The sequence below is a fragment of the Marinoscillum sp. 108 genome (genome assembly GCF_902506655.1).
Classification (GTDB): domain Bacteria; phylum Bacteroidota; class Bacteroidia; order Cytophagales; family Cyclobacteriaceae; genus Marinoscillum; species Marinoscillum luteum.
Map to the genome: position 1 here is coordinate 118,256 of NZ_LR734817.1, position 26,531 is coordinate 144,786.

23 protein-coding genes are annotated in these 26,531 nt (G+C 46.9%); 6 read left to right on the top strand and 17 right to left on the bottom strand.

Annotated elements, in window-relative coordinates:
• Window positions 1-95: 95 nt before the first annotated feature.
• The gene (locus GV030_RS17830; protein WP_159584718.1) at window positions 96-2,738 is read right to left on the bottom strand and encodes an ABC transporter permease; all 2,643 of its coding nucleotides are present in this window, start codon (window positions 2,736-2,738) and stop codon (window positions 96-98) included.
• On the bottom strand, window positions 2,735-3,070 hold the full coding sequence (locus GV030_RS17835) for a PadR family transcriptional regulator (protein WP_159584719.1): 336 nt from the start codon (window positions 3,068-3,070) through the stop codon (window positions 2,735-2,737). The genes GV030_RS17830 and GV030_RS17835 overlap by 4 nt, the downstream gene beginning before the upstream one ends.
• 384 nt (window positions 3,071-3,454) lie before the next feature.
• Between GV030_RS17835 and GV030_RS17840 the strand changes: the two genes are divergently transcribed.
• From GV030_RS17840 to GV030_RS17860, 5 genes are all read left to right on the top strand, one after another.
• Complete coding sequence (locus GV030_RS17840) at window positions 3,455-4,594, top strand: cystathionine gamma-synthase (protein ID WP_159584720.1); 1,140 nt, start codon at window positions 3,455-3,457, stop codon at window positions 4,592-4,594.
• A 4-nt stretch (window positions 4,595-4,598) separates the two neighbouring features.
• Window positions 4,599-5,051: a DinB family protein gene (locus GV030_RS17845; protein WP_159584721.1), complete on the top strand. Its 453-nt coding sequence runs from the start codon at window positions 4,599-4,601 to the stop codon at window positions 5,049-5,051.
• Between the two features lie 96 nt (window positions 5,052-5,147).
• Entirely contained in the window at window positions 5,148-6,263 is a 1,116-nt protein-coding gene (locus tag GV030_RS17850; protein ID WP_159584722.1) for an acyl-CoA desaturase, read from the top strand.
• A gap of 123 nt (window positions 6,264-6,386) precedes the next feature.
• A complete protein-coding gene (locus GV030_RS17855) occupies window positions 6,387-8,243 on the top strand; it encodes a cation:proton antiporter (RefSeq protein WP_159584723.1) in 1,857 nt (618 codons plus the stop codon).
• A gap of 31 nt (window positions 8,244-8,274) precedes the next feature.
• On the top strand, window positions 8,275-8,838 hold the full coding sequence (locus tag GV030_RS17860; protein ID WP_159584724.1) for a hypothetical protein: 564 nt from the start codon (window positions 8,275-8,277) through the stop codon (window positions 8,836-8,838).
• 67 nt (window positions 8,839-8,905) lie between these two features.
• On the opposite strand, the gene GV030_RS17865 is transcribed toward GV030_RS17860, so the two are convergent.
• From GV030_RS17865 to mraZ, 15 genes are all read right to left on the bottom strand, one after another.
• Complete coding sequence (locus GV030_RS17865; RefSeq protein ID WP_159584725.1) at window positions 8,906-9,202, bottom strand: hypothetical protein; 297 nt, start codon at window positions 9,200-9,202, stop codon at window positions 8,906-8,908.
• A gap of 143 nt (window positions 9,203-9,345) precedes the next feature.
• Window positions 9,346-10,929 (bottom strand): cell division protein FtsZ, encoded by a 1,584-nt coding sequence (gene ftsZ, locus GV030_RS17870; protein ID WP_159584726.1) that lies wholly within the window; start codon window positions 10,927-10,929, stop codon window positions 9,346-9,348.
• A 72-nt stretch (window positions 10,930-11,001) separates the two neighbouring features.
• On the bottom strand, window positions 11,002-12,297 hold the full coding sequence (gene ftsA / locus GV030_RS17875; protein WP_159584727.1) for a cell division protein FtsA: 1,296 nt from the start codon (window positions 12,295-12,297) through the stop codon (window positions 11,002-11,004).
• A 41-nt stretch (window positions 12,298-12,338) separates the two neighbouring features.
• On the bottom strand, window positions 12,339-13,094 hold the full coding sequence (locus GV030_RS17880; RefSeq protein WP_159584728.1) for a cell division protein FtsQ/DivIB: 756 nt from the start codon (window positions 13,092-13,094) through the stop codon (window positions 12,339-12,341).
• Complete coding sequence (murC, locus tag GV030_RS17885) at window positions 13,084-14,469, bottom strand: UDP-N-acetylmuramate--L-alanine ligase (protein ID WP_159584729.1); 1,386 nt, start codon at window positions 14,467-14,469, stop codon at window positions 13,084-13,086. The genes GV030_RS17880 and murC overlap by 11 nt, the downstream gene beginning before the upstream one ends.
• Complete coding sequence (gene murG, locus GV030_RS17890) at window positions 14,466-15,545, bottom strand: undecaprenyldiphospho-muramoylpentapeptide beta-N-acetylglucosaminyltransferase (protein ID WP_159584730.1); 1,080 nt, start codon at window positions 15,543-15,545, stop codon at window positions 14,466-14,468. The genes murC and murG overlap by 4 nt, the downstream gene beginning before the upstream one ends.
• Before the next feature lie 41 nt (window positions 15,546-15,586).
• Complete coding sequence (locus GV030_RS17895; protein WP_159584731.1) at window positions 15,587-16,759, bottom strand: FtsW/RodA/SpoVE family cell cycle protein; 1,173 nt, start codon at window positions 16,757-16,759, stop codon at window positions 15,587-15,589.
• A complete protein-coding gene (gene murD, locus GV030_RS17900) occupies window positions 16,756-18,132 on the bottom strand; it encodes a UDP-N-acetylmuramoyl-L-alanine--D-glutamate ligase (RefSeq protein ID WP_159584732.1) in 1,377 nt (458 codons plus the stop codon). Before murD ends, GV030_RS17895 begins: the two co-directional genes overlap by 4 nt.
• The gene (locus GV030_RS17905; protein ID WP_159584733.1) at window positions 18,129-18,506 is read right to left on the bottom strand and encodes a hypothetical protein; all 378 of its coding nucleotides are present in this window, start codon (window positions 18,504-18,506) and stop codon (window positions 18,129-18,131) included. The genes murD and GV030_RS17905 overlap by 4 nt, the downstream gene beginning before the upstream one ends.
• A 6-nt stretch (window positions 18,507-18,512) precedes the next feature.
• On the bottom strand, window positions 18,513-19,691 hold the full coding sequence (gene mraY / locus GV030_RS17910) for a phospho-N-acetylmuramoyl-pentapeptide-transferase (protein WP_159584734.1): 1,179 nt from the start codon (window positions 19,689-19,691) through the stop codon (window positions 18,513-18,515).
• A 55-nt stretch (window positions 19,692-19,746) separates the two neighbouring features.
• On the bottom strand, window positions 19,747-21,204 hold the full coding sequence (locus GV030_RS17915) for a UDP-N-acetylmuramoyl-L-alanyl-D-glutamate--2,6-diaminopimelate ligase (protein ID WP_159584735.1): 1,458 nt from the start codon (window positions 21,202-21,204) through the stop codon (window positions 19,747-19,749).
• Complete coding sequence (locus tag GV030_RS17920; protein WP_159584736.1) at window positions 21,204-23,303, bottom strand: penicillin-binding protein; 2,100 nt, start codon at window positions 23,301-23,303, stop codon at window positions 21,204-21,206. The genes GV030_RS17915 and GV030_RS17920 overlap by 1 nt, the downstream gene beginning before the upstream one ends.
• The gene (locus GV030_RS17925) at window positions 23,300-23,671 is read right to left on the bottom strand and encodes an FtsL-like putative cell division protein (RefSeq protein ID WP_159584737.1); all 372 of its coding nucleotides are present in this window, start codon (window positions 23,669-23,671) and stop codon (window positions 23,300-23,302) included. Before GV030_RS17925 ends, GV030_RS17920 begins: the two co-directional genes overlap by 4 nt.
• Window positions 23,672-23,715: 44 nt before the next feature.
• Complete coding sequence (gene rsmH / locus GV030_RS17930; protein ID WP_159584738.1) at window positions 23,716-24,636, bottom strand: 16S rRNA (cytosine(1402)-N(4))-methyltransferase RsmH; 921 nt, start codon at window positions 24,634-24,636, stop codon at window positions 23,716-23,718.
• Window positions 24,637-25,080 carry a division/cell wall cluster transcriptional repressor MraZ gene (gene mraZ, locus GV030_RS17935; RefSeq protein ID WP_159584739.1) on the bottom strand — a complete coding sequence of 148 codons (444 nt, stop codon included), beginning with the start codon at window positions 25,078-25,080 and terminating at the stop codon, window positions 24,637-24,639. It abuts the gene before it with no gap.
• A 503-nt stretch (window positions 25,081-25,583) separates the two neighbouring features.
• Between mraZ and GV030_RS17940 the strand changes: the two genes are divergently transcribed.
• On the top strand, window positions 25,584-26,408 hold the full coding sequence (locus GV030_RS17940) for a universal stress protein (RefSeq protein WP_159584740.1): 825 nt from the start codon (window positions 25,584-25,586) through the stop codon (window positions 26,406-26,408).
• Window positions 26,409-26,531 lie beyond the last annotated feature (123 nt).

The following is a 26,531-nucleotide window of genomic DNA, read 5'->3' on the forward strand; positions in this document are numbered from 1 at the left end:
TAAAAGAGTGTGCACTGGAAGGGGTGATAAAGATAACCATCACAAACAAAAAAATCCGCCTGAGCGGATTTTAACTTCTGTAGTACATGGAAAAATCACTCGTCCCTTAGCATCTCAGCCGGATTGGTACGCGCAGCCCTGGCGGTTTGCCACCCAATGGTCAACATACTCACTGCGAAAATGACCGCTACTCCTGAAAGAAGTTCTAATGGACCGACGACAATCCGATTGGCCAGGTCATTCAATACCATGTGCTCAAAGAGCAGGTAGGTAGTGGGCACAGCAATGAGAGAAGCAACCACCAACATCACCACAAACCCACGGGATAAAATATAGATCAGGTGCTGTTCGGTAGCGCCGAGGACTTTTCTGATGCTAATCTCCTTCATGCGTGTCTCCGTAGTGAAAATAGCCATGCCGAGCAGTCCAAGTGCGGCGATAGAAATTGCCAGAAAAGCCAGAAATCCAATCACCTTGAAGTAGGTCTGATATTGGGTATAGGCCTTTTGTATCTTATCGTCGTAAAACTCGGCCCGAAAAGGATGGACCGCATCGACTGCCTTCCACACGGCTTCCAGCTTCGTCATAAACCCTACCATATCCCCGCTGGCCACTTTCAAATTGAGCACCTGATAGTCCTCATAGCCCTGCAAAAAAGCAAACGGTTCATGCCCTTCTGTAATTCTCTGATGTTGAAAGTCCTTCACTACGCCCACAATTTGGACTTTCTTGCTGCCATCTACCGTCAGCACTTCGCCGAGGGCTTCCTGAGGGCTCTCCATCCCAAAGCGCCGCATGAGTCGTTCATTGATAATGGTAAACTTGGGGTCTTCATCCTTTTTGAGATCGTGTGGGAAGGTGCCGCCAGCTAAGAATTCAAATTGATGCAAACCCAAATAGTCCTTACTCACATAGTTGACGTGGATATTCACTGAGTCCATAGGGTCCTTGTATTTGGCCTCATCACCCCACACTTCTCCAGTGGCAGGGAGCATACCTGACATGGAGATACCTTCCACCTCGGGTATTTTCAAAAACTCACTGATCAATATATTGGCGTCATTGCCCTGGAGCTCAATATTCAGGATGTTTTTAGTCTCAAAGCCCAAATCAAAATTCACTGCAAACTGATACTGTTTATAGGAAATGGTAGCCCCAATAATAAAACCAATGGATAAGGTAAATTGAAACACGATCAGCATTCTGCGCAGGCTCACTCCTCCGAAGAGCTTCATGCTACCAGGGTCTTTAAATACTTTCAGGGCTTTGAGGCCGGAAAGAAATACAGAGGGTAAAATACCAGCCGCCACACCAATGACGAGTGCAAAGGCCATAAAGTAGACAAGATGGATCCATTGAAAATCCAGTGTGATCTCCTGATTTTGGAAAAACAGATGAATAAATTCCTGCTTGATTAATAGAAACAGACCGTAGCCCATCATCAAGGCCACCACAGCCACCAAAATGGCTTCAAAAACAAACTGTGTAAGAATGTGTGCGCGTCCGGCTCCAACCACTTTTCTGATCCCTACTTCCTTTGCCCTTCTTAGTGATCTGGCAATTGACAAGTTGGTATAATTGAAACAGGCAGACAAAATAACAATCAAAGTAAGCCCTACCAGCAAATAGATCATATTCCATCTCACCGTTGGCCCTATCTGGTTAGACAGGTCTCTTCCCGGCACTATTTTCAGTAGGTTTTGAAGCTCATAGGAGATGAAAAAACGGTCATACTTTTCTCCTTCCTCAGCTGCAATCTGATCCAGGTGTTTCTTTATCACATCCACGCGCTGATTTTCGGGTAAAAGCACATAGACATAATTCATCCAGACGCTATTATAACTGGTCAGAAAAGATTCTCCCTCTTGTCCTGCTGCATAATGCTCCAGCGTACTTAGGGAACCCAACATCTCAAACTGCATGTGAGAACTTGCCGGCGGGTCCTTCACCACCCCGGTAATGGTCCCACTTTGAAACCCATAGCGCTCCTGTCCCACCAGCTCTATGATCTGCCCTATGGGTTCACCCTCTTCAAACAACTTTTTGGACAGTGACTCTGTGATGACTATTGATTTGGGATCGTGCAGTACCGTGGCGGGGTTGCCAGCTACCAACTCAAAATCAAATACATCAAAGAAATTCTCAGAAGCCCAGAGTCCCTCAGCACTAATGATCTTCTCGCTCGTTTTGAGATCCGCTGAGAAGTTCCTCCTCAAAATAGTCAGCTGCTCTATCCCTGTATAGTCCTCCTGCAGTCTCCGGCCGATAAAAATGGAAGTAGACGCCAGGTCCACGGATTCGTTATTCGTGATACCCTTGTAGGTAGTGAGGATCCTGTAGATCCGGTTACCATTCTGATGAAACTTATCAAAGCTAAGCAGCTCATTGATGTAGGTGATCATCAGAATGCCCACAGACATTGATATGGCGAGCCCCACAATGTTGATTGCCGAAAACACTTTGTTTCTGGCCAGGCTACGCACTGAGGTTTTGAAATAGTTTCCCAACATAAAAAATGGATTGAAAGAATGAAGTGTTTGGTTTTTCTTAATTGTGTAGGGCCTGAAAAACTTAAGGACATCTATCACGTAAATAAAATTGGCCCTGAACCTGCCTCTTGACAGGTTTCGATGGTAATATTCGTGCAGGTCTCCCTGCAAATCTTCCAGCAGGTCTGGTCGGCAGTACCAACCCAGCAACCTGTCGAGCCATTTGGGAGGGGTTTCTTGTCTGCTCATATCAATCCTTCAAAAACCACATCTGGAATAGTGTTCCATAACTGATCCCGCTGCTCCCTGGCCTTCAATAAAGACACTTTTCCTGAATGAGAAATCTTAAAAAATCGTTTACGTCGACCGCCTCGTTCCTTGGTAGGTTCTCCGAGCTCTGAACTAATATACCCTTTATCCTCCAGCCTCTTGAGCACAGCATGCACCACTCCCAACTTAGTGGCCCGGCCAGTCACTTTCTCAATTTCGTCTACTATATTCACGCTGTAGGCTTCATCCATCAGGGAGGCAATGGTCAGCAACACCACCTCCTCAAATTCACCCAAATTAGTTCCTTTCATTCCGCTTAAGTTTTATAACTTCCTTAAATGTATAAAAAACAAATACGAAGTTTGTCCTGATAGGTTTTATTTTTTCATGTTTTGTATAAAAAAGGATGGGTCAAAAAAAACACCCCCGGAAACCGGGGGTGCACTCAATATTGTAAACCAACATTTACCTAATTCATTATGACATTACAATATTTAAGTGTTTTACAAGATAGTGAGTTATTTATTTTGCAACTTAAGTGCTTTACGAAATAATCATTGCAAAAGTTGTCATTCAGGGTTCTGATTTCAAAAAAACTTCCCGTCCACTTCCCGACATTCCCTTCAGGAAGTCAGGTATTCTTCTAACTTTGCTGCCTAACAACTCGTACCCAAAAAAGACCCTAACAATAAGCGATGAAATTCGGAACCAAAGCAATACACGCCGGCCAGGAGCCCGACCCTACCACAGGTGCCATCATGACACCTATCTACCAGACCTCTACTTACGCACAGGCCTCTCCCGGGCAGCATAAGGGCTATGAATATGCCCGAACGCAGAACCCTACAAGAACGGCATTGGAAGCTAATCTGGCGGCCCTTGAAAATGCCCAATTTGGCAGATGTTTTAGCTCAGGAATGGGTGCCACAGATGCCATCTTGAAGACACTGGAACCCGGAGACGAAATCGTAAGTACCAACGACCTCTATGGTGGCACTTACAGGATTTTCACGAAAATATATGAGCGCTATGGCCTGAAGTTCACCTTTGTGAACATGCAGGATCTCGAGTCGGTGAAAAAAGCACTGAGCCCAAAAACCCGACTGGTATGGATAGAAACCCCCACCAATCCGATGATGAGCATCGTGGATATCCGTGCGGTGGTGAATCTCGCCAAATCTGTTGGCGCAAAAACAGTGGTAGATAACACCTTTGCCAGCCCATACCTGCAAAACCCCATGGACATGGGAGCAGATATGGTGATGCACTCGGTCACCAAATACATTGCAGGCCACTCTGATGTAGTCATGGGCTTTGTGGGATCCAACGATCCCAAAATTGATGAGCAAATTGGCTTTGTCCAAAACTCCTCCGGAGCCATACCGGGCCCACAGGACTGTTTTTTGGTATTGCGAGGCATCAAGACCCTGCATGTACGAATGGACAGACACTGTGACAATGGGGAACAAGTAGCCAGATACCTAAAGGACCACCCGAAGGTGAAGCACGTGTACTGGCCAGGATTTGAAGACCATGCCAACCATGAAGTGGCCAAAAAGCAAATGAAGAGATTTGGTGGCATGATCTCGTTCGTGCTGGCAGACGACAGTCAGGCTGCCGCTTTCAAAGTATTGGAAAACCTCAAAGTTTTCACCCTTGCAGAGTCTCTGGGTGGAGTGGAATCTCTGGCCGGGCACCCTGCCAGCATGACCCACGCGAGCATTCCTCGTGAACAAAGACTGGAGGCCGGACTTACTGACTCCCTCATCCGACTTTCGGTAGGGATAGAAGACATTGAAGACCTCATAGAAGATCTAAAAAACGCAATTGGCTAAACACATGAAAGAAATTCTCATTACCCTGTTTGAAAAAGACCTTAACATATTAATCAGAGAGGTGGACAGCTACTCTGAAGAATCAGATCTTTGGAAAACAGCTCCCGGTATCACTAACTCTGCGGGCAATCTGGCCTTGCATCTGGTTGGGAACCTTCAGCACTTCATTGGGGCGGTATTGGGAGACACCGGCTATGTGAGGAATAGGGAAGCAGAGTTCTCTGATCGGAATGTACCAAAAGCCAAAATCCTTCAGGACATTCAGGAAACGATTGCGGTGGTTTCTGCTACACTTACTAAGCTGAATGATGAGCAATTAAATGATATATACCCCATAGAAGTTTTCGGGAAACCAATGACTACCCTCCATTTTCTTGTGCATTTGGAGGGACACCTCAATTACCACCTTGGTCAGGTCAACTATCACCGAAGATTATTGGCCTCACAAATGGGTTAATCCGGCGTATAAATGCCATCAGCTTTTAATAACAAACCAAATATTTCATTTAAATACTGGCATTAAGAGTTATCTTGGGGTCTTAAACCCTTCAATATGAGTCAACCTTCGGTTAAGTTTAACGCTCAGGATCGTCCTGAATTCTTCAAAGAGCTACGAAAACGCGTTAACGCCCACTTCAAGGAGAACAATATCTCTCGTCACGCCAACCTTGAAATGAAATTCAAGACAGCTTTCATGATTGCTTTATATTTTACTCCTATGATCCTGATGATCACCGGCGTAGTAACCTCCCTTTGGGGCGTTATCGGCATGTGGACCCTGATGGGCATTGGAATGTCAGGTATAGGTCTATCCATCATGCATGATGCCAATCATGGTGCTTATTCACAAAACAAGCACGTCAACAATGTGTTGGGCTATCTATTAAATTTTCTTGGTGCCTATCATACCAACTGGAAGATTCAACATAATGTATTGCATCATTCATTTACCAATGTAGATGGCCATGATGAGGACATTGCAAAAGAAGGTGTCATGCGATTTTCGCCTACGCAGGAACGCAAAAGCATTTATAGATTTCAGGTCTTCTATGCCCCTTTTCTTTATGGGATTATGACCATTTATTGGTTTTTGAGCAAAGACTTTGAACAAGTCATCCGTTATCATAAAAGAGACCTGCTAGCCCCCCAAGGTTACACATTTGCTTCAGCGTTGGCTGAAGTAATTTTCAATAAGGTTTGGTATCTGGCCATCTTTTTGGCGCTACCAATCATCGTTATTGCGCTTCCCTGGTGGCAAGTGCTTTTGGGCTTTTTGCTGATGCATTTTATCAGTGGATTGTTCCTTGCCCTTATTTTTCAGCCTGCCCATGTGATTCACGAAACTAACTTCTACGTGCCCGATGAAAACGGAAGCATAGAAAATAATTGGGCGGTTCATCAGCTGAGAACTACGGCCAATTTCGCCAACAAAAGTGTGTTCTTCTCCTGGTTTGTAGGAGGTCTGAACTTTCAGATAGAGCATCACCTTTTCCCACACATCTGCCATGTGCACTACAGACACATCTCTGCCATCGTGAAGCAAACGGCAGAGGAGTATGATGTGCCTTATCACCAACACAGAACTTTTCTGGATGCCCTGAGGAGCCATTTCTCTTTGCTACACCAGCTAGGTACCGGATCCTATGACAAAAAGTTAGCCACCGCTTAATCACGGCGCGCTAATCGATTGAGCTATCGGGGATATCATCGACGGCCCATCAACTTGTAGGTCCAATTTGATATGTCCATGATATTTTTTGCCTATTTTTCAACAAAATAGCAGTCATACTACATGGAATTCTTCAACTACTGGCCTTTATTTGTCATTTTCATAATCGCTTGGATCGTTCCGCTCATACTTTCCTGGCTGGAAGTGAGCAAGGTACCTTCAGTGATTGTGGAAATCGTGATGGGGGTGATTGTAGGGCCCTATGTACTGGATCTGATCGAACCCACGCCTTTGATGGATTTCCTGGCAGGTACAGGTTTTCTATTCTTAATTTTCCTATCGGGCCTGGAGATTGACGTCCCAAAGATGATCTCCTCTTTACCCAAGGGACGGATCAGGATCATTGATATCCTGAGTAATTCCCTGCTCGTGGCTTTATTTATCTATTTCGGCTCATTGTTTTTGTCCATCCCAATGGCATGGCTCATCAGTCAGTTTATCGAAATCGATCTGATATTTTACATTCTGCTCTTCCCCACTGTTGCCTTGAGCATTACAGTACCCATCCTGAAATCTGAAGGCGAGCTTACACGAAAATTTGGGCAGATCATGCTCATGGAAGGGGCTATTGCCACCATCATGAGTATCATCCTTATTTCGGTGTATTCCGGGGTGCTGAAAAATGGCTTTCAGGTGGAGCTCTTGCTTTTTACCGTCATCTTCATCGTATTCATACTCACCTATGTCATCGGTCGCCGACTTATCAAAGTACGCACCTTCCAAAAGGTACTCTACACCCTGGAGCATGCCGCCAGCCAGATCAGAGTAAGGGGCACAGTGGCTTTGCTTTTGTTTTTTGTGCTCATTGCCTACCTCATAGATACGGAGCTGGCTATGGGCGCCTTTTTTGCCGGCGTACTACTCAGCTTGTTTATCAATAAAGAACGCTCCGCACTGGTATTTAAGCTGGACGGCATGAGTTATGGCTTCTTCATTCCCATATTTTTCATCATGGTAGGGGTGCAACTGGATGTGTCGGCACTGAGCCAATTTGGCGAATCCATTCCTTTTGTACTCACCCTGGTGCTGGGCTTTTTTGCTACCCAGGTGTTACCCGCCCTTATCCTCATTAAAGTTTTTGGATTAAAAAAAGCACTGGCCGGAGGAGTATTACTGACCGCCCGTATGGGATTGACCATAGCTGCCGCGCAAATAGGTCTGTCATTGCAGGTGATCACTGCCGCAGACAATGCCGCCATCGTGGCAGCGGCCATTTTCACCAGTTTACTCTCACCTCTGGCCTATAAGTTCTTCAGCCAGGAAGAAGACCTCTACTATAGCATCTATATTTTCGGTGGCAGCAAGGCCAGTTTACTACTTGCCGAGCGCATGAAAATGCACGATATCCCATGCCTGACGATCATTCAGAATCAAGCAATTATTCCTGATTTTGAACAAAAAAACCTCAATATATGGGCTGTGGATGAGTTGGATACTTCTGTTTTCGGTGAACTGGATATCCGCACCCCTGACCTGGTGATTATGCTTACGGAGTCCAAAAAACTCAACCAGCAACTGGCACTGTATGTCAAAAACAAATTGAATCACAGTAAGATCATACTGAGGAAACAGTCGGCTTCACATGAACTTGTGGATACCGAATCAGATCTAAAACTGATAGACATTGATGAATTGCTTGCCGGCTATGTAGAAGACATGATCGTGAGACCTGAAACACTTACCTCCTTGTCGGAAAGTTTTGGTATGTACCGGATAGAGGAAATACTCCTCACAAGAAAAGAACTACACCGAAAACAGGTGATGGAAGTGGCATTCCCCCCTTCAGGGTCCCTAGTGGTCCTGCGCAGGGATGATGAAGTCTTTATCCCACACGGAGACACACATCTACTTCTGGGCGACACCCTGACTGTCATAGGAAACAGTACTGCGCTTACAGAGTTTCGGGATATTTTGGAATAAGAGTATGTTCAGGAAAATAGCCGTTCTTGTTATGCTGATTATTCTATGGGAAACCGGTATCTACTTTTGGGTACTGAATAATACACCAGAAGCACTCTATCAGCTATCTGCCAGGTATTCGGCAAGAACGTCCTTTGTACTCATCACCATTATTCTCCTTTGGATCGGTGCCACTGGTCTGCGCAAAATCTATCGTTCAGCCTTCAAAAGACTACATCTGATCACTCTGATCCTCTTGCTGGCAGTCAACCATCTCATTCATTTTGGGTTTCTCTACGCCAACCTGCAACCAGAAAATTTCGGGCAATTCATCCTAAAAAATCACTTACCAGCTCTGCTGTATGTCGCACTCATGATCAGCCCGTGGTTGCTTTTCAGCAAAAAAACACTCTCCACACCTCTCTACTGGGGGATATTGGTCTTCCTGATAGGTCTCGAAATCATCTTTCTCCAGACCTATGTGGGTCGGCTCTTCAGCCCTAAACCGCTCGGTTCTCCCCCCTATTTTTACATCGGCTGCATTGTACTCATTGGGGTGACCCTCGTCCTGAATATCTATCGTGTGGTAACTGAACACTTGAAGGGAGCCAATTAAAAAGAGGGCGATAACAAAAAAAGCTCCCAACGGGAGCTTTCAAAATGCTTTTATGCTATCCTATGTGTCAAGCACTCTGGACATTGAGGCCCTTCACGAGTTCCACAGGACCGTAGTTTTTCGCCTGTACCACCGTTTTCTTACCCTTGATCAATTGCACCTCCGTATTTGGGAAACCCAACTGAGAGTGCCTCTTAACTACTTTGTGGAAGAAAATAGAAGCTTCATCCAGCTCGCCCTTTCCAAACTCATGCTTATGAGCATGTTTCTTCACCGGGGTGCCTGGCACCACATGATACATATTCACCACTACGCTGTATTTTGGCTGAAAAGTCTTAACAAAGTTGGCCCACGCTTTTTTCATTTTCTAAGATATTAAGGTACTCAAGTCCAAGTTTAATAAAACGAAGGCTCAATTGAAATATTTTAATCAAGCATTCCTGTGTTTTATACAAAATAAGGTCGCCCAATAAATTGGGCAACCCTCGTCATGTGCAGAAAACTGCCTTAATCTACATTGTCATGGAGATACTTATTGTTTCCAAGTATCTGATTATCATCCGTAAGATTGAACTTTGAAATATTGCGCTCAGAACTGTGTGGAACTTTCGCAAAAGTCACCTTTTTACGCTCGTAAGCGGGTACATCAAACTTCTCTTTAAAGTTCTGGGTCGAAAGATCTTCTTTACTGGTTCCCTCCAACATTTGCTCACGCTTTCTGCGCTGCTCCATCAACTCCAGCTTTTTAGAAGGGCTGTGATTGCGCTCCAGGCTTTCTATTGAGAAAAAATCGTCGTCTGCTTCCTTCTCATCTTCCTCCTCCTCGTCACTTTCATCAAACACTTCATAGCCGCCTCCCAGGTCAAACTCAAAGTCATTGTCATCCAGCTCATCTTCTTCCTCTACGGCCTTTTTGATTTCGTCTTTGAGAAAATCATATGTGAAGCTATCCCTTTTGGGCGTTTCTTTCTTCTCTTCAAAATCGTCTTCATCCTCCTCATCGTCCTTGGCACTGTCAAACAGCTTGATCTGACGCGATGACTCCAAATCGTAAACACGCTTGGAATCAGGTGCTGGTGTGGTGTTTTGCTTTCTGGCTATAGGCTGGATCTCCTGTACACCACCGAATCCGGTCGCAATGACCGTCACCCGTATGTTCATGCCCAGGTCGGCATCCACGCCGTGACCGAAGATCACCTCAGCATCCTCACCCGCAAACTCCTGCATGTAATCTGTGATATCTGCCAATTCATCCATCTGCAACTCAGCGTCCTCACCGGACATGATGGAGAGAAGGATTTTGTCAGCACCATTCACATTCTGATTGTTGAGCAGTGGCGAATTGAGGGCTTCCTCAGCGGCACGTCGGCCTCTGTTTTCACCATGTGTCTGTGCAGAGCCCATCACAGCGGCACCCGCATTTTTCATCACGGTTTTCACATCCTCAAAATCCACATTCACATAACCAGGCACCGTGATGATCTCAGCAATCCCTTTGGCCGCAGTGGTCAATACATTGTCCGCCTGACCGAAGGCTTCTCTGATCGGCAGGTTGCCAAAAATCTCCCTCAGTTTGTCATTGAGGATGACCAGAACGGTATCACAGTTGGCTTTTAGCTCAGCAATACCATCATTAGCGGCCTGAATTTTCTTACGCCCTTCAAACATAAAGGGCGCTGTGACAATACCCACGGTCAGGATGTCCATCTCCTTGGCGATCTGTGCGATCACCGGAGCGGCCCCTGTACCTGTACCACCGCCCATTCCGGCAGTGATGAACACCATTTTAGTATCTTCAGACAGCATCTCACGAATGTCTTCTGTAGACTCGAGCGCTGCATGTTTACCTTTTTCAGGATTTGCTCCTGCTCCCAGGCCAGCCGTGAGGTTTACCCCCAGCTGAAGCTTATTAGGTACCGGACTGCTCTCCAGCGCCTGAATATCAGTGTTACAAACCACAAACTCTACATCCTTGATTCCAAGGTTATACATGTGATTTACGGCGTTACTTCCTCCTCCACCTACTCCGATCACTTTAATGATGGATTTGTGGTGCGAGGGTAAATCAAATTGATACATATTTTCTGCCATGACGTTATCGTTTAATATTCGAAGGCTGAATGACGAACAGCACTTCTATCAATTTTCAAATACTCTATCTTATTAATAATCCCTTTCATCATCGATATCATCGATCAAAAGTCCCTTGGTTTTCTCCAGAATATTCTGAAAAAACTTAGCTCCCTGCTTATTGCGAGGTTTCAAGGCCTTGCCTTTAGCAATTTTCTCATTATATCGGTCCTCCCTGATGTCTATGGCCCTAAAGCCTGATAGCACCAAACCTACGGAGGTAGCATACATCGGACTCTTCACTGCGTCCACCTTGCTCTTGCCGAGGTGTTCATTGGGGTAACCAATGCGTGTATCCAGCCCAGTCATATACTCAAACAACTGCTGCAAATTGGTGAGCTGCGAGCCACCGCCAGTCACCACGATACCAGCTGCCAGTTTTTTATGAAACCCAGAAGTGATAATCTCAGTGTGCACCATCTCTATGATCTCTTCCATACGAGCTTCGATCACATGGGCCAGATTTTTCAATGAAATCTCCTTTGGTGCCCTGTTTCTCAATCCGGGAATAGATACAATCTCATTTGGATTGGCCTCTTCAGAAATGGCCCGCCCAAATTTGGTCTTCAACTGCTCAGCCTGGTGCTCCATCACCATACAGCCCTGCTTGATGTCTGAAGTGATGATGTTGCCACCAAATGGAATGACTGCAGTGTGACGTATGATATTATCATAAAATACTGCGATATCGGTAGTACCACCACCTATGTCCACCAGACAAACGCCGGCTTCTTTTTCTTCATCACTCAACACTGCCAAACTGGATGCTAAAGGTTCCAGGATAAGATTTTCGATATCAAGGCCTGCTCTGCGCACGCACTTATTGATATTATTGATGGCGTTGGTCTGCGCCGTGATGATGTGGAAGTCTGCTTCCATCTTCACCCCAGACATTCCCACAGGATCTTTGATACCATCCTCATAGTCGATGATGTAATCCTGCGGCATCACGTGAATGATCTCGCTCCCCGGAGGAATCACGATACGGTACATATCATTGGTAAGTCTGTTCACATCCTCCACGGTGATCTCATCGTCGCTATCGCGGGTGATAGATCCGTGATGCACAGCGCTCTTGATGTGCTGACCGGCAATGCCAACGTTGACCACCCGGATATCAATACCCGACTGCTCACTGGCCTCTGCAACAGCCTTTTCAATGGCATTCACTGTTTTGTCAATGTTGGTGACAATACCGCGGATCACTCCGTCAGATACTGCCTTGCCCATGCCCAACACCTCCAGCTTACCAAATTCATTTTTACGCCCTACGATGACGCATATCTTGGTGGTACCTATGTCCAGTCCGACGATGATTTTATCTTCCATTTCTTTAGCAATTTTCAGTTTCAGTCCGAAGACTCATATTTTTATTCACAGACGATTTGATCCTTAAACTTGAGGTTTACCAAACTGTAGGTATTCCACCCTTTGTTTGGCAAGATCTCTTTGTAAAAAATCTTAAGTTTTTTAAACTTCCCTTCCAGGTCATCTGGCATTCCGAATTTAATTTCCTGCTTGGTCACCTGTGGGAGCAACGTAAGCTCTCCATCTCTGGCGATCACTATCTGTGCAATCTGTGCTCTCCAAAACTCATCCTTCTCCACATACTTCAGCATCTTCAGTATATCCTTTCCATAATCCGTCTCAGTAATATTTTCAGCCCAGCTAAAGGAGCGCTCGAGCTCGAGAATAGGCACACGAGCGGTATGTCGTGCATTAGTGGGCAGCAGGGTGCCATCCGCATCAATGTATTGGTCCGGGCCATTCCGATTGAAAATTCTCGCGATCGGTTGAGCTTGCTCCACGTTCACGACGAGGTTCCCTTTTACATCTCTGTAGATCTGCGCTTCCTTCACAAAAGGATTCGCCTCCACGCGCAACTCTAAAGCCTTCAGATCCAACATACTAATAGACTGACCCAGTACATAATCGGTATTGCCCGCATTCAGCAAACTCATAATTTCCAGCTGGTCTGTAAAGAAATCTCCATTCTGATCCTGGATATTCACCAGCACATTATTCACCGGTTTGGCGCCATTTTTCACCCCGGTAAATCCAATGATCACCAGCATGATGAATGCCGAAACAGAAAGGAACAATATGGTTTTTAGCTCACGACTCAATCTGGTATTTTTTTAGATAGTAACTCTTTAATTTTGGCACTTCCTGATCAATATTTCCGGCACCAACGGTGCAAAGTAATTCCACGTTTCTGGTGGCAATCACCTCCATCAACTCGGATTTTTCACACAGGATTTTCTGCTCTTTGGTGATGTTATCGAATATGATCTGCGAAGTTATACCGGGGATCGGTTCTTCCCTAGCCGGATAGATATCCAATAGGATTATTTCATCTGCCAGAGACAAACTTTCCGCAAAACCAGTCTGAAAATCTCTCGTTCTGCTGAACAAATGAGGCTGAAAGATGACTGTCAGTTTCTTTCTGGGAAACAGCGCCTTTACAGACTTAAGAAATGCAGTGATCTCCGTAGGGTGATGTGCATAGTCATCTATGAAAGTGAGTTTCTCGTCCTTAATAATGTACTCAAAACGTCGCTTCACACCTCTATAGCTGGCAATACCTGCCTTGATGGTCTCAGGGTCCATGCCCAAATCCAGCGCCACCCGCACCGCTGCCACGGCATTCTCCACATTGTGAAAGCCTGGCACTGACAGGGTCAGGTCTTTGATGACCTCATTGCCATGATAATTGAACACAAACATTCCGTTGACGGCTCTGAGTGCCTTTGCCTGAATATCGCCCTTATCGATTCCGTAAGTATAGTAGAGGTTTTCAAGGTGCATGTTGATCTTCTCTGCCGCAGCATGATGAATCAATGTGCTACCATCCTCACCAGAGAGTTTCACAAACTCACCGAACGCATCTTTCATCTGTTCCTCATCTCCGTAAATATCCAGATGATCAGGATCTACCGAAGTAACCACGGTGTAGTTGGGAGACAACCATAGAAATGACCGGTCAAATTCATCGGCCTCCACGACCACCGGAGCATCCTCCCCACCCACTATCAGGTTAGAGTCATAGTTAGTCATAATCCCCCCTATGAAAGCAGAGCAGCCCTTCTCTGACTGATTAAGCAGATGCGCTACCATAGACGAGGTAGTAGTCTTCCCGTGTGTGCCCCCCACAGCTACGGTATAGTGCCTTTTGGAAATGATCCCCAGTGCCTCGGAGCGCTTCATTACGATAAACTTCTTCTTCTGGAAGTATCGCAGCTCCTCGTGTTTTTTCGGAATAGCGGGAGTATAAATGATCAGGGTTTTCTCCTTGTCCATGAACTCCGCAGGGATATTGCGGGGATTGTCCTCATAGTGCACCCACATGCCTTCCAAAGACAGGCGTGTGGTAAGGTTGGTATCTACCCGATCGTAGCCACCTACTTTCACACCTCGCTGATTGAACCAACGGGCGATGGCGCTCATGCCTATGCCGCCGATCCCAATAAAATATACGCTCTGTATGTCTTTCAGCTTCATGCGATCATTTTCAATATTTCGTTGGCAATGTCCTTAGCCGAATTCGGGTGAGACATTCCCTTAATATTTTCACTCAATACACGCTTTCGATCCTCATCCTCGATGAGTGCAAATGCCGTGTCAATCAGCTTTTCAGCTGCTTCATTATCTTTTACCAGCACGGCGGCATCCCGCTCCACCAGTGCCATGGCATTGATGGTTTGATGATCTTCTGCCACATTGGGGCTGGGTACGAGGATGCTCGGCTTGCCCGTGAGCATCAGCTCAGCAATGGACAAGGCACCGGCCCGTGAAATCACCACGTCAGCCACTGCATAGGCATACTGCATTTCCCGTACAAAATCCTTCAAGAGGATGTTGGCAGAGGGGTTGGTGACCCTCCGTTTCATCTCTTCAAAATAATATCCACCAGTCTGCCAGATCACCTGATAACCAGAGGCCGCCAGGCGATCATATCCGGCCAAAATAAATTCGTTGATGGATCGGGCACCGAGGCTGCCACCTACTATCAGTATGGTCTTTTTGGATGAATCAAATCCAAAAAACTCATAGGCAGAGGGCTTCAAGTCCGGCTTGAGCAAAATGGTTTTTCTGACGGGGTTTCCTGTCACTACCAGCTTATCCGCCGGGAAGTATTTTTCCATGCCATCGTGAGCCACACAAATCTTATTCACCCTGCCAGCCAGCCATTTGTTGGTCAGTCCGGCGTAGGAGTTTTGTTCCTGAATGAGTGTGGGCACCTTTTTGGCGGAAGCCGCATAGAGCAAAGGCCCACTGGCATACCCACCCACGCCGATCACCGCATGAGGTTTGAATGAACGGATCAAACCAAAAGCTTTGAACAAGCTGGAAATCACTTTGAAGGGGAACATCAGGTTCTGCGCAGACAAACTCCGCTGAATGCCACTGATCCAAAGTCCTACGATTTGAAATCCCGCTTCGGGCACCTTCTTCATCTCCATTTTGCCCTGCGCGCCTACAAACAGAATCTCCACATCCTGTACCATGTCCTGCAAGGCCTGCGCAATGGAGATCGCAGGATAAATGTGTCCGCCTGTGCCGCCTCCACTTATCATGATCCGCAATGGTAAATGACGATATGTCTCTTGCTTTTCGATTATGCTGCTTCTTTAATTCTTTCCTTTGCCTTAAAATTATTCGCCAGTGGCGAACCAATGTCATCAATTTCACCACGGCTCACACTCAAAATGATCCCAAGTGCCAGACCTGTAAAGAGCTGTGAAGTACCTCCCATACTGATCAGTGGCAAGGGCAATCCTGTAATAGGCCCTAAACCTACCGCCACACCCATATTGACCATGGCCTGCATGACCAGAGCAAATGACAACCCGGCCGACAACAATCCGCCATAAGCCCGATGACTTTCAGCCGCTGCCTTCATACCCCGATAGAGTAGTGCCAGATAAAGGAACAGCACCGAAATGCCTCCGATGAGCCCATACTCTTCCAGTACGATGGCAAACACGAAATCTGAATAGGGATGAGGTAGATAATTTCTTTGATCACTCTGCCCCGGGCCTTTGCCGGTGAGCCCTCCGGTAGCGATGGCTATGTACGCCTGCTTAGCCTGAAAGGGTGTTTCGTCCTCATCGAAGAAACTCTGCACCCTGCTCACTGCAGTACCCGTCCGCTGTCCGAAGGTAAGTGCCAGTCCTCCGGCGATCACCCCGATAATCATGAGTATGGCCAGGTACTTCATAGGCACCCGTCCGATGAAAAGCATCAGCATACAGGTGCCAAAAAGCAATATGGCCGTAGACACGTTGGTCATGGCAATCAGTGCACATATCAGACCTATCCAAACCAAAACAGGGATGATGGCTTTCTGAAAATCGTCAATGCTCTTCTGACGTTTGGAAAGCATACTGGCCAGGGTGATAACCAACGCCAGTTTGGCCAAATCAGAAGGCTGAAAAGCCTGATTGATCAATGGAATGGTGATCCACCTGGAGGCTTCGTTGATATTGGTACCAAACTGCCAGGTAAATAGCAGCAGTGGTAATGACAACCAAAGGGCCAATCGGGACAATTTCGCATAGTAGCGATAGTCAATTTTATGAGCCACCCACATGGCCAGCAAACTCAGCATGACCAGCGCGGAATGCTTGAACAGGTAATACTCTGTATCGCCCTCCATCATTTTGTAAGCCAGGCTACCTGTGGAGCTGTACACCACCAAAATACTCAGCATAGACAGCAGAAACACGATGAACCAAATCACCGGATCGCCTTTTAAGTTCTTGTATGCCCAATCTTTGATCACGTTCATACTTTTGCTCTTTTAGTCTCTTTCAAATTTTTCACCGCTACCCGAAACTGGTCACCTCTGTCCTCATAGTTTTTGAATAAATCAAAACTGGCACAGGCAGGCGACAGCAACACCACATCACCACTGGCGGCCATTTCATATCCTAAATTCACCGCCTCCTCTACACTACGCGTCTCCCGGGTCTCTACCGTACTGCCAAAGCGACCGGTAAGCTTGCTGTTGTCGACCCCCAGGCAAATCAATCCCTTTACTTTGTCTGCTACCAGCGCAGCGATCTGATCATATTCATTTCCTTTGTCTATCCCCCCGGCAATCCAAACGATCGGCTGACGAATACCTTCCAATGCATAATAGACCGCATCTACATTGGTAGCCTTGGAATCATTGATAAAGCGCACACCATCGATCTCTCCGCAGAACTCCAGCCGGTGCGGGGCGTTCACAAAGGTTTTGAGGCCTTTCAGGATCTGCTCAATGGACACCTCCATGGTAAGGGCGCTAAGTACCGCCGACATAGAGTTGATCATATTGTGTTTACCGATCAGGGAAATTTCTGATACGGGGATGGTATGTTTCTTATCTTTCTCTTTAAACCTGTAATTGAAAATGAGGTGCTCATCATCCATGTAGGCCTCCCATTTCGGGCTTTTTGTAGCAGAAATCGCAAAAAGGCAAGCCTCTATTTTGCGTTTAGCTACTTCCTCTGTCACCGGCTCGCTGTCTGCACAGTAGATGAATGACTCCTCATGACTGAGGTTCTCCGTAATCCTGAACTTGGAGGCTACATACTTTTGAAAGTCATAATCATATCTATCCAGGTGATCGGGAGTGATATTGAGCAACACCGCCACATTGGGTTTGAATTTCACAATGCCATCCAACTGGAAACTGCTCACCTCTACCACGTAATAGTCGTAATCGCCTTCTGCCACCAACTTGGCCAGGCTTACACCCACATTGCCACCCAGAGCCACTTTCAACCCTGCAGACTTCAGGATGTGGTAAGTGAGCAGTGTAGTGGTGGTCTTCCCATTGGTACCGGTAATGGCTATGACTTTGGCAGTCTGAGGAATGTATCTGTAAGCAAACTCGATCTCCGATATGACTGGAATTCCCTTTGCCACCAACGCCTGAATCATGGGTACCTTATCCGGAATGCCCGGGCTTTTGATCACCTCATCTGAAGCTAATATGATGTCCTCGCTGTGTCCTCCTTCTTCAAATGCTATCCCATAAGATTGCAGCACGAGCTTTCTATCCGCAGAAATGGCTCCTGCATCGGACAGAAAGACGCGGTATCCGTGCTTCAGCCCTAGTATGGCTGCACCGATTCCGCTTTCACCTGCTCCCAATATGGCGATAGATTTACTCATTCAATTTCGTCTTGTTTTTTAGTTTTTCTTTCCAATATCTGATCGCAACACAATGAATAAAGAGACACCAACTCATACCCCGCCTTGACCACATCCGTGATGGTGCCTATGTTTCTTTTGCGGTTCGCTTCATCCAACCTGTCCATCATGAAGATCAACTCATCCATCTCTTCTTCCATGGCCTCTATCTGGGTGTAGAAGCTCCCCTCAGATTTGGCATTCAACACCTTTTTTAGCACCACATCCAGCTTTTTGGTGGTCCTGATGATGGTGGTAGAGAAGGTCAGCAAATTGCTGCCCGGTAGCAGTTCTGCCAGACCAGAGGCTTTCTGCTGAAATTTTTCGTTGAGACGAGAGAGTTGTTCCAGAGTCATATCGGTTTATCTAAGTTTAAGCGTTGCCAAAGTGAGTATAGCCAGCAGGATGCCGACTGTCCAAAACCGGGTCACGATTCTGGCTTCATGCCATCCTTTTTTCTGATAATGGTGATGTAGCGGAGACATCAGAAAAACCCTTCGCCCCTCTCCGTATTTCTTCCGCGTGTATTTGAAATAAGACACCTGAATGATCACCGACAGGTTTTCGATCAGGAAAATGCCGCATAATATCGGGATGAGGAGCTCCTTTCTGATGACCAAAGCCAATACGGCTATGATAGCCCCCAGTGACAGGCTGCCTGTATCTCCCATAAATACCTGTGCGGGGTATGAATTGTACCATAGAAAACCAATACAGGCCCCTACAAAAGCCGCACTGAAAATCACCAACTCACCTGAGTTGGGAATAAAGGCGATGTTCAGGTACTCAGCAAAGACCGCATTACCTGACAGGTAGGCCAGAATGGCCAGCGTAAGACCGATGATGGCGGAAGTACCCGCCGCTAACCCATCGAGTCCGTCAGTGATATTGGCGCCATTAGACACTGCGGTGATGATAAAAATCACCGCCAGCACATAAATCAGCCAGGTATAATCCTCCAGAAAATAGGGCAGTAACCAGTCGTACTGGAATTCATTATCCTTGAAAAACGGAATGGTGGTGACGATGGAGCTGCTATCCTCGATGCCCATACCACCCAGTTCGGGGATGACCACATCGGGGTGCATCACCATTACCAGGCCTACCAGCAAGCCCAGCCCTACCTGACCTATTACTTTGAAATTGCCTTTTAGCCCGTCCTTATTCTTTTTCTTGATCTTGAGATAATCGTCTGTAAAACCAATGAGCCCCATCCAAAGTGCCGTGATCAGCAAGAGCTGCACATAGACATTGCCAATCTGTGCAAAAAGCAGTGTAGGAATGATGATCGCGGAGATGATCATGATCCCGCCCATAGTCGGTGTGCCCTGCTTTTCCATTTGCCCCTTCAGGCCCAGGTCACGGATGGACTCACCCATCTGAAAGTTTCTGAGCGCATTGATAAACCGCTTGCCAAAAACGATGGTGATGAGCAAAGAAATTACTGCAGCCATACCCGCCCGGAAGGAGATGTAGCGAAATACGCTAGCCCCCATCAGGTCAAATTGTTTATCTAAAAAGTCAAACAGGTAGTACAGCATTTATTTAGTCAATAGTTTTTTTTTAAAAATGGTCAATGGCTGAATAGTACATGGTCTATTGGCCATTTAACATTTCGTTTAATATTTCTTTATCATCAAAGTGATTTCTCACTCCTTTTATCTCCTGATAGGTTTCGTGACCTTTGCCAGCCACCAGTATAATGTCCATTTTCTCTGCCAGATTGCAAGCCGTACGTATGGCCTCTTTCCGGTCCTGAATAATCATCGTATTTTTCTGTGCCACCTTAGGCACTCCTTTCATCATTTCCTCCAGGATCACCGCCGGATCTTCGTCCCGTGGATTATCCGAAGTGAGGATAACCTTATTGCTAAACTCTGCCGCAATGCGTGCCATCTCCGGGCGCTTGGTCTTGTCGCGGTTTCCACCACAACCGATCACGGTGATCACCTTCTCTTGCCTGGTGCGTAGCTTGTCAATGGTCCGTAGCACATTATCCAATGCATCCGGGGTGTGCGCATAATCCACAATGGCGAGTATGTTGTTGCCATTATAAACCTGCTCAAATCGCCCACGGGCACCATCTATCTGCGACAAGGCAGTCAGCACCTCTTCCTTCTCCTCTTCCAGCAGTACTCCTGCCGCATAAACCGCCAGCAGGTTATAAGCATTGAAGTCCCCGATGAGTTTAAACCAGGCACTGATTCCATCCACATCCAACTCCAACCCCTGCAGGGTATTGTGCAGAATCTTCGCGCGGAAGTCTGCCATTGATTTCAGTGAATAAGTATTCTTTTCTGCTTTGGTATTTTGCAGCATTACCATCCCCCGCTTGTCATCGGCATTCACCAATGCAAAAGCCTCTTTTGGGAGCTTATCGAAGAGCATCTTCTTGGCTTTGATATAAGCCTCGAAGGTTTCGTGATAGTCCAGGTGATCATGGGAGATATTGGTGAAAATGCCTCCGGCAAACTGTAGCCCACTGGTGCGATGCTGAACCAGCGCATGAGAGCTCACCTCCATGAAACAATGCGTGCACCCCTGACTCACCATCTGAGCCAGTAGCTCATTGAGCTGCAGGCTATCAGGTGTGGTAAATTGCGCATCCAATACTTTGTGGTCAATCTTATTTTCCACGGTAGACAACAAGCCTACTTTGTAGCCCAGCTGCTGAAAGAGCTGAAATAGCAAAGTAGCAGTCGTGGTTTTGCCGTTGGTACCCGTCACCCCTACCAGGTTAAGTTTCCGGGAAGGGTTATCGTGAAAATTGGCTGCCACGATTCCCATCGCAGCAGCACTATTATCCACCTGTACGTACGTTATTGACTTCTTTCTCTTCTCAGGTAAGCTTTCGCAAAGAATGGCCACTGCACCCAGATCTATTGCTGTTTCTATGTAATCGTGTCCGTCTACATTCAGTCCTTTAATGGCGATAAACAGGCCACCCTTTTTTACCCGTCTGGAATCAAACGCCAAAGACGAGATCTCCCGCTCACGATCGCCGTGCAGCTCAGTGAGGGATACTCCGTATAATATGTCTTTCAGCGTCTTCATTAACTCAACTCCAGCTTTATGTTAGTTCCTTTCGAAAATTTCGTTCCCGGCACAATGGACTGCCTGGCCACCCGGCCTCTGCCCTGCACACTGACCTTCAGTCCTGCATTTTCCAGCAGGTAAATAGCATCTCTTAAAGTCATGCCCCGCACATCCGGGATGCGCTCAGCCTTGGGTGTATTGTCCTCCCAAAACACCGAATGATTGACCACATCGGTAGTCACCCAGCTGGCATCCGTTTGGGAATGATTGGATATGCCAAATTCGTTGGCGATCATTTTCAGCTCGTCCTGCTTACCAGACCTGATCACGGGGAAAATCCCTGCAAACTGCGTGCGCTGATCCGGCAGCTCCTGATGCAGCTCGGTCTCCAGAGCGTAGATATTGTCTGCGATCTCCTTAAAGACCGGAGCCGCCACATCGCTCCCATAGATCTGATAGCCCTTGGGGTCATCGATCACCACAATGCAACTGTACTTTGGATCATCCGCTGGAAAATACCCGGCAAACGAGGTATAATAGGCATTGGTATAGCGACCATTTACCACCTTTTTGGCAGTCCCTGTTTTACCAGCGATCTTATACTTTTCATTGTAAATATTGGAAGCAGTACCTCGTTCTACCACCCCTTCCAGCATCAGTCTCACATCCCGCAGGGTGCTTTTGGAACAAATCTTTGCGTTGAGCACCTTGGGCTCATACTTCTCTATGTTTCTGTTCGCCTTTTTCACCGCTTTCACGATAATGGGCTGAATCATCTTTCCATTGTTGGCCACGGCGTTGTACAAAGTCAACGTCTGGAGAGGGGTCATCTTGAGTTCATAGCCATGAGAGATCCACGGTAACGAAATCCCACTCCAGGTACTGTCCGAGGGATCCTTGATGTAAGGAATGCCTTCGCCGACCATCTGAAAGCCCAACGGCTGATCCAACCCGATATTTTTGATGTAATCGGTATATCTGGAGGGATTGTCTCCGAAATGCCTGGTGATCAGCTTGGCTGTACCGATGTTGGAGCTTTTCTCAAACACTTCCTTCACGGTGAGGATGCCGTAGCCTCCGGGCTTATGATCCCTCATGGTCTCATTGAAGAACTTCATCACCCCATTGCCTGTATCGATGGTGTCTGTCAACTTGATGTTGCTATCTTCCAACAAGGCAATCATACTGGCCAGCTTGAACGTAGACCCCGGTTCGCGGGCGCCCTGGCTACCCACGGCGTAGTTGTAGCGCTCGTAGTATTCTCCCTTGCTGTTTCTGCTCAGGTTGGAAATCGCCTTGATCTCGCCGGTTTTTACCTCCATGAGGATTACCGCACCGTAGTCTGCCTGATGGCGCTGTAGTGCCTTGTAGAGTGCCGACTCAGTGACATCCTGCAGGTTCACATTGAGGGTAGTCTGAATGTCGTAACCGTCTTTGGGACGAATCTCCGAGCCATCATACACCGGCTTCCAGCCCCCTCCGGCCATCTTTTGAAACAGTGCTTCTCCGTTTTGGCCACCCAACTCCTGGTTGAAGCTGTACTCCAACCCTACTACCCCACGGTTGTCCGAATTGACCGTGCCAATTGTTCGATATCCCAAATGCGAAAAAGGCAGAAATCTTTTTTCCACCTTCTCGAAGATAATTCCACCTGTCAACCGCCCTTCTCTGAAGATAGGCCAGCGTTCTATCATTTTTTTCTCCTGGTACCCGACCTCTTGCCGGTTGAGCACCATATATCGCTTCCGCTCCTTCCGTGCCGCATCTATTTTGCGGCGATACTGAGCCGGCGACTGATCTCCATAAAAATCCGAAAGCAGGTAACACAGAGAATCTATGTGCGCATTGTAAAGCTCTTTTCCCGGAAGGTAAGGATCGAACGCCACCTGATAGAAAGGCAGGGAGGTTGCCAGCAGGCTGCCGTCGTCTGCATAAATGTTGCCACGCGTAGCGTTCACTTTCATCACCTGCAAGCCCATGGTCTCGGCATACCCTCTCCACTTATCACCCTCTGCATACTGCACGGTGATAATGCGAAAAAGTATCCCTGCAGAAAACAAGAATACCAGCATAAATGCGATCCTGACTCGGAGCAATATGGCTTTTTTGATACTCATTCTTCGGCGACAATGATTTTGTAAGGTGAAACATCACTTTCTACCAAACCCAGCGACCGGGCTTGTTTGGCCACTTCTGACTGTTTACTGGCGTATTTGTAATCGGCCTTTAGTGTGGTGAAATCTGCACGCAGGTCCTCTACCTGGGTTTCCAGCCTGCTGATGGTTCTTATCTTTTTCTCCGCATAGTGTCTGCTGCCTATGTAGACGATGCAGAGTGCGCAGATGAAAAGAATTTGTGGGAGAAAACGTACGTGGATCACTTCCGCCAATGATTCGTCCATTGGTAAATACCGCTCCAGCAGGGTGAAGAAGCTCCCCTGTTTGCCCGAAGATTTGCCTGGTATTTTATACGTATTGGTTGCCATGTTTTTATTCTTTGGGCCTGCTCGCGCAGACCATCTGGTATTTTCTATTTTTTATCTTCACTGCGCACTGCTATGCGCAATTTTGCACTGCGTGCTCTTTTGTTTCTTTCGATCTCCTCCTCGTCCGGTATGATCGGCTTGCGCGTCACCGGAGTGAAGGGTCTGATCACATTGCCATAAAAATCCTGCTCCACGTGACCTTTGAGATTTCCCGTGTTCACAAAGTTTTTGACCGGGCGATCTTCCAAAGAGTGGTAGCTCATCACCACCAGCTTACCTCCCGGCCTGATCACCTCTGCGGTCTGCTCCAGAAACTCCCGAAGGGCCCCCATCTCATCGTTTACCTCTATGCGGATGGCCTGAAACAGCTGCGCCAGGTACTTCATTTCCTTTCCTCTGGGAGCTACCTTCAGGGCTACTTCCCTGAGCTCCTCATTTCTGGTGATGGGCTTACCACCCCTGGCCCGGATGATGGCTGCCGCGAGCGTTCGGGCATTTTTGATCTCACCATAGGCACTGAGGATATGAATGAGGTCATCCTGCTCATAGTCATTGACTATGTCGCGGGCGGTGACCGCCGCTCCCTGATCCATGCGCATGTCAAGTGCTCCATCAAAGCGGGTGGAAAATCCCCGCTGGCCTTCGTCCAACTGATGGGACGATACTCCCAAATCAGCCAGAATGCCATCTACCTGCTTCACTCCATAAAAGCGAAGCTGCCTTTTCAGGTGTCTGAAGTTGGATTCTACAAATGTGAAAGAACGATTTTGCCGAAATTCTTCGGCGTTGGCTTTTGCGTCAGCGTCCTGATCAAAAGCATATAGCATCCCCGTATCGAGTCTGCTGAGTATTTCTCTGGAATGTCCCCCGCCACCGAAGGTGACATCTACATAGATTCCATCGGGTTTGATATCGAGTGCATCTATGCACTGTGCCAATAAGACCGGTGTGTGATAGGTGCTCATTTACTCGTCCAGATATTTCTGGGCCAGCGCCGAGTACTCTTCCGAATCATCTATCTGATGCTCCTCAAAATGCTGAGGGTTCCACATTTCAATGTAATTGCCCATCCCTATCAGGATCAATTCCTTGTCTAGTCCGGCATGAGCGAGCATCTGCTTGGGGATCAATAATCGTCCTGCACTATCCAAATCCACCTGCTGGATACTCCTGAAGAAGTTGCGTTTTAGCTTTCTCTGCTCTGCGTTGAACTCACTGAGCGCAGCTATCTTGGCATGTATCTTTTTGTATTCTAACATTGGATACAGGATCAGATTTTGCTCAAATCCTTTTCGGATAATGAGTTCGTGCGTGGAAACCTCGGGTAGACTAGACTTAATCTTCGCAGGTAAGACTAGCCTACCCTTAGTATCCAATTTGCACTCATACTCGCTTGTAAAAAAAGCCATGTCTGAGTTTGCTCTGCTCTCACAGAGCTAGAAAAATATAAACCACCAATACAAATGTATCAAAAAGTATGACAAAGTCAACCACATCCCCCCACTTTACTCCACTTTTTATAAAAACTTTGAAATTAGGCCATAATCGTCGATTTTTCGACCAATGTGGCGAATAAGCAGGTTAACTCACTGGATGACAGGACGTAGAATTGGTCTACTTTAAGCTGGAATTGTACAAAATAGCAGTCAATAGTCTATACAGTGGGGCAAAGTGGAGTGATTAGAAAATTTGGTGGATGTGGTGGGAGAAAGTGGTAGAGAGGTGTCAGTCCGGCACCTCTGATGCTGATGGGTGCAGCAAAAAATCACACCATGACGATCGTTGTAGGCATGGGATATCAGGATGCGATGTGGTGATACTTTTTTAATAAAAATCATCCGTCGGACTGATCCTCATCACTCGCCGAACGGGGCAAAAGCGATTGCTTTACAAAACCAAAGATCAAAGAACCATGAAAACGATAATTGTTGCCACGGATTTTTCAGCAGCAGCCAATAACGCACTAGGGTATGCAGCAAAACTCGCCAGCGCCGTAGATGCTGACCTGGTGCTCTTCAATGCCTACCACATGAGTACCCATGCTATCAATGGCATGGTGGGGCCTGAGGTTCTGGACAGGCTGGTCAGAAACAATGAAAAACAGCTTCAGGACCTGAGCGACGAGACCGCTCAGAAATATAACATTCCTGTCAGCTGGGTCAGCAAAACGGATGACACCATAGAGGGGCTCAATCACTATGTAAAAGACCGTCACCCGGACCTGGTAGTCATCGGTATGGAAAGCAATGTGTTCTCCTATGAGCTTCTGGGAAACACTACCACAGCGGCCATCAAGCACCTCAAAACTCCCATACTGGTAGTGCCCCGAATGGCAACATTCAGTAGCATCGAAAAAATACTGTATGCCTATGAACCATCGTACCTGGGTCAACACAATCAGCTGGACCTGATGAAGGAGATTGCCCGTAAGTTTCGGGCTCAGCTAGAGGTATTTCATGTGGATACTCATCCTAAAAAAGATCACCCGGAAAATGAGGAAAACCTGATCCATGCGGCCAACACCATTCTGAAAGACATCCCGCACACCTACAGCACTGTGAGCAACGAGACCATCGCCGAAGGCATAGCGCAGGAAGTGGACCATTACAATGCTGATCTTTTGGTGATGGTACCGCACAAAACCGGCTTTCTAGCGTCTCTTTTCAAGGGTAGCAATACACGGCGTGTGAGCCTGAAAACCAAAGTCCCCCTGCTGGTCATCCCAAATGGGGAGTGAGAAATAAAACCATCCATTTACTCGGATATGTAATTCAGGCTTAGGGCAGAAACATGTACCCTCATGAATCACATGCACACCCAGGTCCTACATCACAGGATTTGTCTGTGGAAATGCATGAAT

Excerpts from the sequence above, each read along its gene's own strand:
- mraZ (WP_159584739.1), bottom strand. The coding sequence starts at position 25,080 with ATGGCTTTTTTTACAAGCGAGTATGAGTGCAAATTGGATACTAAGGGT.
- ftsZ (WP_159584726.1), bottom strand. The coding sequence starts at position 10,929 with ATGGCAGAAAATATGTATCAATTTGATTTACCCTCGCACCACAAATCC.
- rsmH (WP_159584738.1), bottom strand. The coding sequence starts at position 24,636 with ATGAGCACCTATCACACACCGGTCTTATTGGCACAGTGCATAGATGCA.
- GV030_RS17855 (WP_159584723.1), top strand. The coding sequence starts at position 6,387 with ATGGAATTCTTCAACTACTGGCCTTTATTTGTCATTTTCATAATCGCT.
- GV030_RS17940 (WP_159584740.1), top strand. The coding sequence starts at position 25,584 with ATGAAAACGATAATTGTTGCCACGGATTTTTCAGCAGCAGCCAATAAC.
- GV030_RS17905 (WP_159584733.1), bottom strand. The coding sequence starts at position 18,506 with ATGACTCTGGAACAACTCTCTCGTCTCAACGAAAAATTTCAGCAGAAA.
- GV030_RS17840 (WP_159584720.1), top strand. The coding sequence starts at position 3,455 with ATGAAATTCGGAACCAAAGCAATACACGCCGGCCAGGAGCCCGACCCT.
- GV030_RS17860 (WP_159584724.1), top strand. The coding sequence starts at position 8,275 with ATGCTGATTATTCTATGGGAAACCGGTATCTACTTTTGGGTACTGAAT.
- GV030_RS17920 (WP_159584736.1), bottom strand. The coding sequence starts at position 23,303 with ATGAGTATCAAAAAAGCCATATTGCTCCGAGTCAGGATCGCATTTATG.
- GV030_RS17895 (WP_159584731.1), bottom strand. The coding sequence starts at position 16,759 with ATGAACGTGATCAAAGATTGGGCATACAAGAACTTAAAAGGCGATCCG.
- GV030_RS17845 (WP_159584721.1), top strand. The coding sequence starts at position 4,599 with ATGAAAGAAATTCTCATTACCCTGTTTGAAAAAGACCTTAACATATTA.
- GV030_RS17915 (WP_159584735.1), bottom strand. The coding sequence starts at position 21,204 with ATGAAGACGCTGAAAGACATATTATACGGAGTATCCCTCACTGAGCTG.
- ftsA (WP_159584727.1), bottom strand. The coding sequence starts at position 12,297 with ATGGAAGATAAAATCATCGTCGGACTGGACATAGGTACCACCAAGATA.
- murD (WP_159584732.1), bottom strand. The coding sequence starts at position 18,132 with ATGAGTAAATCTATCGCCATATTGGGAGCAGGTGAAAGCGGAATCGGT.
- GV030_RS17925 (WP_159584737.1), bottom strand. The coding sequence starts at position 23,671 with ATGGCAACCAATACGTATAAAATACCAGGCAAATCTTCGGGCAAACAG.
- GV030_RS17850 (WP_159584722.1), top strand. The coding sequence starts at position 5,148 with ATGAGTCAACCTTCGGTTAAGTTTAACGCTCAGGATCGTCCTGAATTC.
- murG (WP_159584730.1), bottom strand. The coding sequence starts at position 15,545 with ATGATAAGTGGAGGCGGCACAGGCGGACACATTTATCCTGCGATCTCC.
- mraY (WP_159584734.1), bottom strand. The coding sequence starts at position 19,691 with ATGCTGTACTACCTGTTTGACTTTTTAGATAAACAATTTGACCTGATG.
- GV030_RS17835 (WP_159584719.1), bottom strand. The coding sequence starts at position 3,070 with ATGAAAGGAACTAATTTGGGTGAATTTGAGGAGGTGGTGTTGCTGACC.
- GV030_RS17865 (WP_159584725.1), bottom strand. The coding sequence starts at position 9,202 with ATGAAAAAAGCGTGGGCCAACTTTGTTAAGACTTTTCAGCCAAAATAC.
- GV030_RS17830 (WP_159584718.1), bottom strand. The coding sequence starts at position 2,738 with ATGAGCAGACAAGAAACCCCTCCCAAATGGCTCGACAGGTTGCTGGGT.
- murC (WP_159584729.1), bottom strand. The coding sequence starts at position 14,469 with ATGAAGCTGAAAGACATACAGAGCGTATATTTTATTGGGATCGGCGGC.